Source organism: Ruegeria sp. Ofav3-42 (assembly GCF_022347725.1).
Lineage (GTDB): Bacteria > Pseudomonadota > Alphaproteobacteria > Rhodobacterales > Rhodobacteraceae > Ruegeria.
In genome coordinates this window covers 125,877-139,691 of record NZ_JAKRGB010000009.1, presented here as the reverse complement: position 1 = coordinate 139,691, position 13,815 = coordinate 125,877, and the positions used below count along the sequence as shown (strand labels likewise).

At 57.7% G+C, this 13,815-nt stretch carries 10 protein-coding genes and 1 tRNA gene; 4 read left to right on the top strand and 7 right to left on the bottom strand.

Annotation, left to right across the window (positions count from 1 at the left end; translation table 11 throughout):
* Positions 1–41 precede the first annotated feature (41 nt).
* Positions 42–929 (top strand): LysR family transcriptional regulator, encoded by an 888-nt coding sequence (locus tag MHN28_RS14655; RefSeq protein WP_239342762.1) that lies wholly within the window; start codon positions 42–44, stop codon positions 927–929.
* 114 nt (positions 930–1,043) lie between these two features.
* Here MHN28_RS14655 and MHN28_RS14650 read toward each other — a convergent pair.
* The 7 genes from MHN28_RS14650 to MHN28_RS14620 all read right to left on the bottom strand — a co-directional run bounded on the left by MHN28_RS14650 (position 1,044) and on the right by MHN28_RS14620 (position 8,551).
* Positions 1,044–1,120 (bottom strand) — tRNA-Met (locus MHN28_RS14650).
* An 83-nt stretch (positions 1,121–1,203) separates the two neighbouring features.
* Complete coding sequence (locus tag MHN28_RS14645; protein WP_239342752.1) at positions 1,204–2,178, bottom strand: alpha/beta fold hydrolase; 975 nt, start codon at positions 2,176–2,178, stop codon at positions 1,204–1,206.
* 126 nt (positions 2,179–2,304) lie between these two features.
* Complete coding sequence (locus MHN28_RS14640) at positions 2,305–3,303, bottom strand: isopenicillin N synthase family oxygenase (RefSeq protein ID WP_239342750.1); 999 nt, start codon at positions 3,301–3,303, stop codon at positions 2,305–2,307.
* 256 nt (positions 3,304–3,559) lie between these two features.
* Positions 3,560–5,980 (bottom strand): FAD-dependent oxidoreductase, encoded by a 2,421-nt coding sequence (locus MHN28_RS14635; protein WP_239342748.1) that lies wholly within the window; start codon positions 5,978–5,980, stop codon positions 3,560–3,562.
* A 110-nt stretch (positions 5,981–6,090) separates the two neighbouring features.
* Positions 6,091–6,330, bottom strand: coding sequence for a hypothetical protein (locus MHN28_RS14630; protein WP_239342738.1), 240 nt, complete (start codon positions 6,328–6,330; stop codon positions 6,091–6,093).
* Between the two features lie 60 nt (positions 6,331–6,390).
* Positions 6,391–7,545, bottom strand: a complete 1,155-nt coding sequence (locus tag MHN28_RS14625; protein WP_239342731.1) for an aromatic ring-hydroxylating dioxygenase subunit alpha — start codon at positions 7,543–7,545, stop codon at positions 6,391–6,393.
* A gap of 100 nt (positions 7,546–7,645) precedes the next feature.
* Positions 7,646–8,551 carry a LysR substrate-binding domain-containing protein gene (locus tag MHN28_RS14620; RefSeq protein ID WP_239342729.1) on the bottom strand — a complete coding sequence of 302 codons (906 nt, stop codon included), beginning with the start codon at positions 8,549–8,551 and terminating at the stop codon, positions 7,646–7,648.
* A 555-nt stretch (positions 8,552–9,106) separates the two neighbouring features.
* On the opposite strand from MHN28_RS14620, the gene MHN28_RS14615 reads away from it, so the two are divergent.
* From MHN28_RS14615 to MHN28_RS14605, 3 genes are all read left to right on the top strand, one after another.
* Positions 9,107–10,930 (top strand): BCCT family transporter, encoded by a 1,824-nt coding sequence (locus tag MHN28_RS14615; protein WP_239342727.1) that lies wholly within the window; start codon positions 9,107–9,109, stop codon positions 10,928–10,930.
* A 153-nt stretch (positions 10,931–11,083) separates the two neighbouring features.
* Entirely contained in the window at positions 11,084–12,631 is a 1,548-nt protein-coding gene (locus tag MHN28_RS14610) for a trimethylamine methyltransferase family protein (RefSeq protein WP_370645721.1), read from the top strand.
* 77 nt (positions 12,632–12,708) lie between these two features.
* Positions 12,709–13,812, top strand: a complete 1,104-nt coding sequence (locus MHN28_RS14605; RefSeq protein WP_239342725.1) for a mandelate racemase/muconate lactonizing enzyme family protein — start codon at positions 12,709–12,711, stop codon at positions 13,810–13,812.
* Positions 13,813–13,815: the final 3 nt, after the last annotated feature.

Below are 13,815 nucleotides of genomic sequence, written 5' to 3'. Positions count from 1 at the left end.
GATTTGCTATTTCTTGGCGTAGAAAAACTGAGTCTATGTCTATGGCCGTCTTACCTCGCCGACCCAAGGGGCCGCCCCTTAACGCCCTTCGTGCCTTTGAGGCCGCCGCGCGTCTGGGCGGTTTTGTCTCAGCGGCCGAAGAGCTCAGCGTTACGCCCGGCGCAGTTTCACAACATATTAAAGCTGTGGAGGCTTGGGCCGACGTGCCGCTGTTTCGACGAAATGCCCAAGGGGTTGAATTGACCTCGTCAGGGCGTCAATTGGCCAGCGAATTCACCTTGGCGTTCGATCATCTGGCCGCCGCAACGCAAAGCCTGCGAAATCTTAGCCCGAGCGTCGAAATCCACATTGCCGCTTTACCCTCGGTTGCGCAGCTCTGGTTGCCTGCACGTTTAGGGCGGATAAGGGAAGCCCGCCCCGATCTGAAGTTCTCTGTTACTGCTCTGGAAACCCCGCCCAGCCTGTCGCGTGAGTTGTTCGACCTTTCGGTGTTTTTTACTGTGCCTGACGGAGCTGCCGACCAGATTGTTGTCGCTGAGGATGTCATTTTTCCGGTTTGCTCACCGAAATTGGTTGACAGTTTTCGCTTTGATTCCATTCCACTGCTGCATGATCAAACATGGCATGACGATTGGCGGCTGTGGTCAGAGGCAACTGGGGCAGACGTCGCTGATCCGACCAAGGGCCCGAAATACTCGCTGTACGGTCTCGCGGTCGAAGAGGCCAAATCCGGAGCCGGCGCGCTCATGGCGCATGCCTGTTTGGTCGAGCAAGCCTTGCGGGATGGGCACCTGTGCCGAATGTCCGCCGAAGAGTGTGCCACAGGTCAGGCATTGGTGATAAACCTTCCGCACCCTTCCAGGCGGCGTCCGGAGACTGATGAAATTACTGTCCTGTTACAAGATTCGAAGCGGTCCGGTCAGGGCTGACGTCGAGCAATCTATCGCCGGGCAAAGCCGCTTGTTAATTTGATTGGGATTCCGACCGATACGCGTCCGTATCTAGGGCGGTGCCCTGCATAGAATTCCAGAGCTGAGGATGGATGGTAGCGGAGGAGGGACTTGAACCCCCGACACGCGGATTATGATTCCGCTGCTCTAACCAACTGAGCTACTCCGCCATGAGTGAGAGGCGATTTAAGCGAGCGGCCGGGGAGGGTCAAGGGGGAAAATAGCGACTGGCCGGGATTATTTTCTTCGCCCGTTACACCGTTTCACCGGCGGCTTCGGCTTCGGTTCCCACGCTATCAGCAATCCTGCGAACGAAGGCCGCACAGGCGTCAGGTGCGGTGATGGGAATCATGTGGCCCAAGCCCTCGATCTGTTCGTCGCTCAACCCGAACCGGGTCATCGGGGCACCATGTGCGGACGGGAAAAGGATTGCGTCCTGCGCGCCGTAGAGAATGCCGCCGGGCACCGTTAGTTCGCCATAACGGGCCACTTGGGCATCAATGCTGAAATCGAGCCCGACAACGTCCTGCGAGGCGGTGATAAATGCCGAGGGGCGCAAGCCGAGCGCGCCGCCTGCTCGGTCCAGAAAGTCGTCTGGCGCGGATTCCGGGTCAAAAACGGCCTCCAGGGCATGGGGGGCGGTCTTGGCTGACAACGGCACAGCGATCGTGTTGCCGATCAACTCGCGTAACCACTCGGTGCGGATTTCCAGCGGTTTGAACACCTGAGGCGTTTCGGGCAGTTTTTGCGTCAATGGCGCCAGCAAAGCCAAAGCTCTGGTTTTCTCGGGGTAATCCAACGCTATAGCCAGAGATACGGCCCCGCCCAGAGAATGCCCGACCAGCACGGCGTTAGAGATTCCTTTGGCGTCCAGAAACTCCTGAATCATACGGCCCTGTTGGGGGAGATGTGCCAGATCTGCCGTTTCTCGGGTTGAATACCCGCAGCCCGGCCTGTCGAGGGCGATGACGTGGTAGTCCTTGGCCAATAGGTCGACCATGGCATAGGTGAAATGCTGCAGTTGCCCCGCCAGCCCGTGAATAAGCACGATGGTCTGTTTGGTAGGATCGCCCTTTTCCACGTAATGAATGCTGCCGCCTTGCACCGGAACAATATCGCCTAGTTGCGGAACGCGTTCCAATCCCTGTCGGGTAAGGCGCTTTGTCCACAGGTGCATGCCGATAAAAAACGCGGCGATCAGAAGGACAATAATCAGAAGTGCAGTCATGCCAACAGTCTCCGTCTGGGGTTCGGGCGGCGCGGTAATTCGCGCGCCCAAACCGTGACATGCACAGCTATACTCTGAAACGTCGACCAGCCAAAGCGTGGTGTCTTGCAGAAACGAGAAAGGCCGTTAACTGGCCTTTTTCAGGTGCTGGTAGCTGGCCGCGAAACGGCCAAACTTATGAGCGCCGCAAGTTACGGCCTCGTAACGTCGAGGGTTGGTTTCACTGATACACGACTCCAGCGGAGAAAACGTGGCATCGTAGTCCGCGTCAATAAAAAACGGGATCGAATAGCGCTCGCGCCCGGTTGCATTGATGACACGGTGCAAATTGGCCAGGTAGACATCATTGGTCAGGCGTTGGATCAGATCACCGATATTGATGACGAACGTTCCGGGGATTGGCGTGCCTTCGATCCAGTTGCCTTCACGGTTCATTACCTGCAGGCCGCCAACGTCGTCCTGCGCCAGTATAGTCAGGTTCCCATAGTCGGTATGCGCGCCGATGCCGATGATCTTTTCATCGATCATGCCGTTCTGCGGCGGGTAGTGCAAAAGGCGTTGGATGCTGATTGGATCTTGCATCAGGCTTTCAAAATGCGTTTCGGGCAGATCCAGGCTTAGTGCAATGCCCTGCAGTAGCTGCTTGGACAGCGTCACCATTTTCTGGTGATAGGTATAGGTCAGATCCTGGAATTCGGGCAGGGGGCTGGGCCATTGGTTCGGGCCAAAGAACGGTCCTTCCAACGCAGCGCGCTCGGGGCCAAGGTCGAAGCACTCTTTCAGGTCTTTGGTTTTGCCGGGATCTGTATTTTCGCCGAACGGTTCGATGTAGCCGCGCAATGCAACGTCCGAGTTGCTAACGTGCAATGCCATCTTGGTGGTCATCGGCAGCTCGAAAAAGCGCCGTGTGACGTCGAAAACCTGATCAACGAAGGTCTGCGCGATGCCGTGGTTCTTCACATACATAAAGCCGGCATTGGACAGAGCCCAGCGGATTTCTCGGGCAACTTTCAATTTGTCGGTACCGTCCAGCAGTGGCGCAATGTCGATCACCGGAATCTTGTCGAAGGACTCGCGCCTGGCGCGAAGCTTGTCGTCGAGTTGGGCTGTAAAGTCTGGTTCCATGGCCTGTTCGCCTGTGTTCTGGAGGATCAAAGGGATGATGCCAATTTCCCAACCGGCGCGGGGTTTTCAACAGGATAAATTCTCGCCATGAGATGAGTAAAATTAACTTAATGGCACTGTGGTTTCTTAATTCGCTTTTGTTTTCCGGTTTTTAGGAGAATAAGTGTCGTTTAGGTTTATTTTGATTAACTGGTTGAAGCAAAGAAGGCCGGCTTTGGAAGCCGGCCTTTGTACCTGTTTCAACAGTTATCCTGAACTATCTGCGAAGCACTTCGCCCGATGCGTCAAAAGGCGGCTCGTGCAGAATGGTCGCCTTGTGCGGGCGGCCCAGAACCATGACCTGTACCTCGTCCCCCGGTTCAACACCAGTGACATAGCCCAGCGCCAGCGACATGCCCACCGAGTAGCCGTAAGCCCCCGAAGTCACGCGCCCGATACCCTGACCGTCCTTGAAAATCGGCTCGCCACCGGTCGCATCGGCATTGGATGCGGTGGTGTCGTTTTCGTCCAGATGCAAAAGCACAAGTTGTTCGCGGGCGGGATTGTTCAGCGCTTCCTTGGCTGCGTCCTTGTTCAGGAAGTCCTTTCCGAACTTGCACAAGCGGTCCAGACCGACCTCATGAGGCCAATATTCCGGGCTGTATTCGCGGCTCCACGATCCGTAGCCCTTTTCTACTCGCAAGGACATCAGTGCTCGACTGCCGACAGGACCCGCGCCAAAGTCTGTGCCGGTTTCGATCAAGGCATCATACAGGCGTTCTTGGTCTTCGGTGGCGCAATGGACCTCCCACCCCAGATCGCCAGTGAACGATACCCGCAAAGCCAACACCTCGACACCTGCCAGTTCGATTTTCGCGGATCGCATAAATGGGAAGTCTTCGGTGGCCAGCGATGTGTTTGTCAGGCGCTGCAGAATCTCGCGCGACTTCGGACCGGCGACATTGAACCCGCACATTGCCTCGGTCCTGCTTTCGAACGTGGTGCCGTCGGGCAGTGGGACCTGTTTGAAGAACCGCTTGTGATAGCGTTCGGCCATACCCGAGCCAATGATCCAGAACTCATCCTCGGCCACGCGGGTCACGGTGAAATCCCCGGCGATGCCGCCGCGTTTGGAAATAAGCGGCGTCAGGCAAGACCGTCCCACCGCTTTGGGCATGGTGTTGGCGAACACGGCGTTCAGCCAATCCTCGGCACCGGGGCCCTTGCATACATATTTGGCAAAGTTCGAGATATCTATGATCCCGGCGCGATCACGCAGCATCCGGCATTCTTCACCGACGGGTCCCCACCAGTTCTGGCGGGTAAAGCCATTGGTATCGGTGGTGCCCGGCATGTCCGCAAACCACAGCGGATGTTCCCATCCGGCGTTCAGGCCAAACACAGCGCCCAACTCTGCCTGTTTTTGGTAAATCGGACGCATGCGCGCAGGACGCCCTGCGCTGCGTTCTTCGTTGGGGAAGTGGATTGCGAAACGGTGGGCGTATTGATCCTGTACGCGGGCCATAGTGAAGTCTTTGGTGGCCCAGCTGTCGAACCGCGCCATGTCCCATGCGAACATGTCGTATTTCGTCTCGCCTTCAATGATCCATTGGGCTGCCATCAGGCCCATCCCGCCGGATTGTGAGAATCCAGGGATGATGCCGTTGCAGCAGAAATACCCATCAACCTCGGGGACCGGTCCCATCAACACGTTGCTGTCCGGCGACCAGATCATCGGCCCGTTGATCACGCGCTTGATCCCGGCCTCACCCACAGCGGGCAGGCGTTCGATGGCGTTCATCATGTTCTCCTCGATCCGTTCCAGATCGTCGGGGAACAGATCGTGCGCAAAATCCAGCGGCGTCCCGTCTTCGGCCCAGAACTTCATATCCTTCTCGTAGGCCCCGACCAGCAGACCCTGACCTTCCTGCCGAAGGTAATACTCACCGTCGCGGTCACTGACCGAAGGCAGACGGGTGCCGTGCGCTTCGACGTCGGCCATGGTTTCAGTCACAAAATACTGGTGTTCGGTCGGTTGCAGGGGCAGCTCGATACCGGCCAGCTTTGCCACCTCGCGGCCCCACAGTCCGGCTGCGTTTACGACCCAAGGTGTTTGAATGTCGCCTTTCGGTGTTCGAACGATCCATGTACCATCTTCTTGTTGATCAGTCGCGATAACGGGCGTGAAGCGATGGATCTCGGCCCCGCGCTGCCGCGCACCCACCGCATAGGCATTGGTCACACCCGAAGGGTCCACGTTGCCGCCGTCGGGTTCATACATCACGCAGCGGATGCCATCGTAGTTGACCAGCGGGTTTAGGCGCTGCGCCTCTTCGATGCTGATTTCATAGAAGTTCATTCCGTAAAGCTTGGCCTTGGCGGCCTGCAGCTTCAGTTGGTGTTCGCGCTCTTCGGTCTGCGCCAGATACAGCGATCCGGGCTGAAACACGCCGCAGCTTTGGCCGGTTTCTGCCTCAAGCTCTTTGTACAGGTTCATCGTATAGTGCTGAATGCGGCTGATATTGGTGCTGTCGTGCAGCCCGTGGATGTTCGCTGCCGCGTGCCAGGTCGAGCCTGACGTCAGCTCATCCCGTTCCAGCAGCACCACATCCGACCATCCCAGTTTGGTCAAATGATAGAGGATCGAGCATCCGATCACCCCGCCGCCAATCACCACCGCCTGTGCATTCGTCTTCATGAGCCTGCCGTATCAAAGTTGGTTCCGCAGCCATGTGTCATCAACGCGATGACACGGGCAACGGACATAAATTTCATGTTGGGTTGAGTGGGTTTAATCCGAGGCGCGCTTCAGAATTCCAGCTTGTGCCCGCGATCGTGGGCGATCAGCCGCTGGTTCAGCGCATCCGCCTCGGGTGCGCCGGATTCCAATGCAAAAACAAAAGCATGGGTCAGGTAGAAGCAGGCCGCATCGATGTCTTGCGCTGCTTCGCGCTCATCTGCGGCCATGGTGTAATACCGGATCAGGTCGGCATGATCATTGCGATCATGCGCGTCCAGTAAAAGGCGATCCAGGTCCTGTTTGTCCATGGGCGTCCCCTTTCAACGGGAGGCCGGCCCGCCATGACATGACAGGCCGGTCCAAAAGGGTTATTCCGCGCGGCTGTTTTCGATCTGCGTCGCCACCCAATGGTGGAAGTTATGCGTCGGACCGTCCATCGCCGGAGAGAACCGGCCGCCGTCGAATAACATCCCGTGCCGACCTTTCTGCATGCCTTCAACGACGAAAACATCCTCTTCGAACACCGTTTTCCACAATTGTGCGTTCGAGGCGCGAAGACCGTCATGCTCGGGCGTGTCTTCGACGCTTTTGGCGTAGTAGAGCTCAATGTGCTCGACGGTGTTTTCGTGGTCCACCGGCTCCAGCACGATGGCAAAGGCGTGGTCGCGCTGCACACCCAGCAGGACGTTTGGGTAGAGGGCCACATATTCCGCGCCTTCGTTCCATTTGTCGCTCAGGCCTTCGAAGTCAGGGAAGGTCGCGCCATCCTGATCGGTCAACTGACGATAGACCAACGTGCCCTGACCGGAATACTGACCGCGCAACTCGATGTTGTAGTGGTCTTCCAAGCGGGAATAGCTGTTCAGTCCGGGATGCACCCAAGGCAGGTGATAGCTTTCGCAGTAATTCTCGACGGCTAGTTTCCAGTTGGTTTTGACCTCCAGCTTGAACGAGGACGTCTCACCGCCGTGAAAAACGGGTTTATCAAACTCTTTCCAACGCTCCAGAAGGGCGCCATGGACCTCTTCAAATTCGGGCGCGTTGCCGTCGACATTCACAAAGATCACGTCACGCCAGACATACGAACGCACGCGCACGAGGCCCAGGTCTTCCCGTTTGACATCCTCGTGTTTGTTCTGGCCGGGGCCGCCGACGTGAGGGGTTGCGCGCAGTTCGCCCTTCAGGCTGTAGCACCAGCTGTGATAGGGGCATCGGATCGCACCGCCAATTTTGCGCGGAGTGTCCACCAGGATCATGCCGCGGTGACGGCAGGTGTTCTGGAACACGCCAACCTCGCCGTCGCGGTCCCGGACGATCAGAAGCGGCATGCCCAGAAAGTCGACCGGTTTCGCATCGCCTTCTTCCGGCACGTCTTTACCAAACCCGATCCCGGACCAATTGGCATAAAGCACGGAGCGCTTTTCTTCGTCAAAAACAGCCGGGTCGATATAATGTTCATTCGGCAGGCCATTTGCGACGTTGACGTCGGCCAGAACGGAAGACAGCGCGCTATGCTTGTTCATCGGGCTCTCCTGAGGTTTTGCTGGATGTATCTTTTTCCGTATTGGCGGATCGAACCTGTTGGTCTCAATACCAGAAAAGCTCATCAGTGGGTGATTTCACCTAAACCGAACCTTCCTGCACCTCTTGAATGATCCATGCTTTCAGAGCGCGGGCGCTTTCGGAAAGCTCTTCTTCGGGGCGCCCAACAAGGTAGAACTGGTTGGGGGCGGCCACCTGGTGCGGGCCAATCGGCACCAGTTTGCCGGATTGAAGCATCGGTTGAATCAGGCGCTGCCAACCCAAAGCCAGTCCCGCGCCCTTGCGGGCAAGCTGCAGTGCAACGGAATAGCTGTTGACGCGAGATTCAATTGGCACAGCGCCGTTAAAACCCAATTGCTGAAACCATTCGGGCCAGGTTGTCCATGTGCGGTCTTCCGAATCCAGATGGATCAACCGTTCAGCCGTCAGTTCTTCGAGGTTGGCGCCATTCAGGCGTTCGGCGACCTCCGGGCTGCCAACGGGAACGAGGTGATCGCGGAACAGCGGCGTGTGGGACAGGTTCGGATCGCTGTCGCGCCCGTAGCGGATGAAAAAATCGACGTCTGGGCGATCGCGGAACGGACGGTCCTGGGACAACTGGTCGACATTGACCTCGGGCATATCGCGCCAGAACCGGATGACGGCCGGGGATAGCCAAAGCGCCGCAACCGCAGTCGTCGAGCCAACGGTAACCTTGCCGGCCGTCGATCTGTCGCGGATTGTGTTCAGGGTGTTCGAGATTCGGCCAAAGGATTTGGACAGGGCCTCATAAAGCGCTTTGCCATCTTCGGTCAGATCGACTCCGCGATGCTTGCGTTGGAACAAAGGGGTGCCCAGATCGCCTTCCAGCGCTTTGATCTGATGGCTGACCGCGCCGGGTGTGACCGACAGTTCGACGGCGGCGTTCTTGAAGCTCAGGTGGCGTGCTGCTGCCTCAAAAGCGGACAGGGTTGTCAGCGGCGGCAGGTTGTAGTGGCGTCTGGACATAGTGGCTGGTGAATCGCTGCTAGGTTACAGTTTAGTTTTTATCAACCCAGTTTTAGTTTTTTTGAAGGTGAAAGCCAGAGGTCTCTGAACGAAATAGTGTTTTTTTGGCTCACGTTCGCAGGGGATGTCGCATTTTTCGTCAATGCGTCGGTTCTGGCCGAATTTAGATTGGTGCGTCACTATAGTCAGTTTCACCAACAAATGTCGTGTTCAGCAGGCTTTCTGGGTGAAAATGCCCGGCGTCGCAAGATGGTTCTGCCTAAAAGCGACGTCTCAAACTGACCGCGGAAAGGCCGAAAGGGCAAGTGAAGGAGGCGCGGAACTCATCCCCGGTTGGTAAGACTGAATGCAGCCCACAAAGTCTCTGTGTTGAATTCACCGCAACTCAGAAAGCGTCGAGCCATGCGGCCGCGCACCTGTCGTGCTGGGTTCTGAACATTGAGAAATACAAAGACACCAGACGCCCGCTGTCGCATCGTCCTCAACATTCCGTGCCTTGAACGGTCGATCATCAGCAAAAGGCCCAAGACAGAAAACGACACACGGAGGAGAAACATGTCGATACCCGAACCCTTTACGGACGTTGAAATAGAAACGGCTGATGCCGGTTTCTATGAAGACTATAGCGTCCCAATCGCCCTGATCAGTAAGGGCATCATGGTGGCTCTTGTTCTGTGGGCGCTGGTCTTTCCGGCGAACGCAACCAGCACACTGGGCACCCTGAACAGCCAACTGCTGGAAATCTTCAACAGCTTCTACATCATCATCGTCGGCGCGTTTTTCTTTTTCCTCGCCATTGTCGCCATCCTTCCTGCCACGGGTCGTCGGATCATGGGAACACCGGGTGAAAAGCCTGAGTTTTCGAACTTTTCGTGGTTTTCGATGATGTTCGGCGCAGGTCTGGGCGTTGGCCTTATGGTCTTTGCTACAGCCGAACCGCTGGGCCTGTGGGGATCGAATCCCGTTGTCGTTTCGGGCGCGGTCGAGGGCAACACGCCCGAGGCGCTGCAGTCGGGTTACCGCTTTACCTTCCTGCACTACGGTTTCCACGCGTGGGCGATCTATGTCGTCACCGGTCTGTCGCTCGCCTACTATGCATATACGCGCGGTATGCCGCTGACGATCCGCTCGGCGCTGACACCGCTGTTTGGTCGCCTGATGAACGGTTTCCTCGGACATGTTGTTGACGTTCTGGGTGTCGTTGCGACAATCCTCGGTGTTTCGGTAACCATCGGCTACGGTGTCAGCCAGTTCATCGATGGCGTTTACGCGATCACCGGCATGGAATGGGTCATGGATCTGGGTGGCGAAGTGCCGACCCCCAGCAAAGTGGGCCTGATCTCGGGTCTGGTCGTTATCATGGGCCTGTCGATCATCTCGGCTGTGTCCGGTGTTGGCCGGGGTGTTAAGTACCTGTCGAACCTGAACCTGGTTCTGTCGATCATCCTGCTGGGCACGTTTGTGGTCTTCGGTTCATTCGTCTTTGCCATGACCACCTATGGTACGGCGATGGTGGACTACATCCTGCACTTCATCTCGCTGAGCTTTGGTGCATACGGTCCGTTGTCTGCCGAAGCGTTCGCCGCTGCATTGCCCGCAGAGGCACAGGCACATGCCGACGCTCTGATGGGTGGTGCAACCAACGCCTGGGGCAGCTTTGATGGCTTCAAGAGCGGTCTGGAAGGCGCGGCTGCCGAGCTGGACGAGGCAACGCTGGCCGCAGCATACGCTGCCGGTGAGCAGGGGCGTCAGTTCGGCTGGCAAGCCGGTTGGACCACGTTCTACTGGGCCTGGTGGATCGCGTTCTCGCCTTTCGTTGGTCTGTTCCTGGCGCGCATCTCCAAAGGCCGTACTGTGCGTGAGTTCATCCTGGGCTGTGTCTTTGCACCGGCACTGGTGTGTTTTGCCTGGATGACCATCCTGGGCGGAACCGCGATTGACCTTGAGCTGGCAGGTGCCGCCGAAGGTGCGATCATCGGTGCGTCGAACACCAACAAGCTGTTCGCCACCCTGTCCTTCATGATCGACGGTGGGCTGCTGTCCATGCTGAACGTGATGTGCGTGATCCTGATCATGACCTTCCTGGTGACGTCGGCGGACTCGGGTATTCTGGTGATGAACACCATCATGTCCGGTGGCAGCCAGGAAACCGGCATCAAGCACCGCATCATCTGGGGTGTGATCCTGACGGCTGTGATCGGCGCGCTGATCCTGGCGGCGGGGGACAACAACCCGATGGATGCGTTGCGCAATGCGATGATCATCGGCGCGCTGCCCTTTACCATGGTGATGGGTCTTATGTGCGTGTCGCTGGCCAAGGCGCTCTTCCGCGATAGCCAGCGCGACAAGCTGGCGGCGGAATCGCAGGCGGCTGAATAAGCGCGCGTTCGCATAAGGTAGTAGGCGCCGCCCCAACCGGGGCGGCGTTTTTCGTTCCGGATTGGTGTCGCTTCCTGCAAACAGATATCGCAATCAGTGAGGTGCGCAGCCGCCGAATCCGTCAGTCTGACCACAAGATTGGAGGATTGCCCCGTGAACATTCGTACTGCGACACGCTCAGGCGGACGCTCTGCCCGCCGCGCCATGCGCACCGCCCCGAACTTTGAAATGCTGCCCGGCCTGACCCGAGGCATTCCCTTGTGTGAGGTAATGGACGGCAGCCAGGTTGAACGCATCGACAACGCCTCGATGGACATTCTGGAGAATGTTGGCGTTCAGTTCCGCGACCCAATTGCTCTGGAAGACTGGAAGAAGATCGGCGCCAAGGTTGAAGGTGAGTTGGTCTATCTCGACCGCGGACTGGTGCGCGAGCTTATCGCGACCATACCCAGCGACTTCACCTATCACGCGCGTGACCCCAAAAAGAACGTGCGGCTCGGTGGGAAGCACTCGATCTTTGTGCCGATGACCGGAGCGCCGTTCCTGCGTGATCTGGACGACGTGCGCCGGAACCCGTTGCTGGACGACCTGGCAATGTTCCATAAGCTGAGCCACATGATGCCCGCGTTGCACAGCTCGGCGCACCACATCGTCGAGCCCTACGATCATCCGATCAGTCAACGGCACCTGCGGATTACTTATTCGTCGATGAAGCACTCGGACAAGACGTTCATGGGGATGACCACTTCGCCCAAAAATGCCGAGGACGTGATGGATATGTGCGCGATCCTGTTCGGGGAAGAATTCCTTGAGGATCATCCAGTCACAACGGGTAACTGCAATGGCAATTCGCCGCTGGTTTGGGACGAAACCATGCTGGGTGCAATGCGGGCGTTCTGCCGTCGTAAACAGCCTGTTCTGTGCTCGCCCTTCGTGCTGGGCGGGGCCAATACGCCGGCTTCCGTTCCGGCTACCGTAGCGCAGTTGAATGCCGAGGCACTGAGTGCGCTGGCCTATACGCAGGTGATCCGCAAAGGTGCTCCGGCGATCTATGGTCACTATTTGTCGACCGTGTCGATGAAGTCCGGCGCGCCGATGGCGGGCACGCCCGAGATCAGCCTGATGAACTTCATGATCGGTCAGATGGCGCGTCACTACGGAGTGCCGTGGCGCACTTCGAACACGTTGGGCGGAGCCAAGACGTTTGACGCACAGGCCGGATACGAATCCGCGACGACGTTGCAGGCGGTTGTTCATGCCGGTGCCAACTACATCTGGCACAGCGCGGGTTGGAATGAGGCCGGGATGCACTGCTCGGTCGCCAAATTCATCGTCGATGCCGAACAATGCGCGATGGCGTACCGCATGGCCGAGGGTCCGAAGTGGCACGATTTCGATCAGGCCATCACCGCCGTTCCCGATGTTGGTCCCGGAGGCCATTACCTGGGCCACCCGCACACGCAGGACAATTTCCAGAACGCATTTTTTATGCCCGAACTGTTCGACAACAACTCGATCGAGCAATGGCAGGCCGAAGGTAGTGTCGAAATAACCGAACGTGCCCTGAACCGCGCCCGCTCCCTGTTGGCTGAGTATGAGGAACCCAAACTGGATGAAGCCAAAAACGAAGCCTTGTTGGATTACATCGCGCGGCGCGAGCGCGAGATTCCAGCGGCCGACGAGCTGAACCAGAGTTACTGAGATCAAATCCCCCGAAACTCACCCGCCCGGACCATTGGGCGGGTTTTTTCCTTAAACAGCATTACGGAATACAAGCCGTGAAAATCGCCGAAATTCACATCTACAGTCACGATCTGCCGGTCAAAAACGGCCCTTACACCATGGCAAAGGCTGAGGTCTGGGCACTGGATACAACCTTGGTCAAACTGGTTGCCGACAACGGTCTGGTCGGTTGGGGCGAAACCTGCCCGGTCGGCCCGACCTATGCAGAAGCCCACGCAGCCGGGGCACGTGCTGCATTGGCGCAGATGGCCCGGGGTCTTTTGGGGTCAGAGGTTTCGCCGCTAAGCCTGCACCGCCAGATGGACAGCTTGCTGAACGGCCACAACTACGCCAAGGCCGCGATCGACATCGCCGTGCACGATCTGCTGGGCAAGCACCATGGGGTCAGCGTATCCGACCTACTGGGCGGCGCTGTTACACACAAAGTTCCGTCCTATTACGCCACAGGTGTAGGTGCCCCGGATGACATCGCGCGTCTGGCAGCGGACAAACTGGCCGAAGGTTATCCGCGCCTTCAGATCAAGGTTGGCGGACGGCCGGTGGAGCTAGACATCGAGACCATCCGAAAAGTCTGGGAGGCAATCGGCGGATCTGGAATGCGCCTTGCCGTCGACGGGAACCGTGGCTGGACAACCCGTGACGCGTTGCGGGTCAGCCGCGAATGCCCGGATGTTCCCTTTGTGATGGAGCAACCCTGCAACACGATTGAAGATCTGCAAAAGATCCGACCACAGGTCAGCCACGCGATCTACATGGATGAAAACAGCACCAGCCTAAACACGGTGATTACTGCGGCAGGAACCGGTCTGGTCGATGGGTTCGGCATGAAGGTCACGCGTATCGGCGGCTTGCAGCCCATGCGCGCGTTTCGAGACATTTGCGAGGCGCGCAATTTGCCCCATACCTGCGATGACAGTTGGGGTGGAGACGTTATCGCCGCTGCCTGCACGCATATTGGCGCAACGGTTCGGCCCGATCTTCTGGAAGGCGTTTGGTTGGCTGCGCCGTACATCGAGGGCAACTACGATCCCGAGAATGGAATTCGGATTGAGGCCGGGCATATACAAGTGCCAACTGGCCCGGGTCTGGGCGTTGTGCCCGACGAAACCCGCTTTGGCGCGCCGGTCGCGTCTTTCTGATGG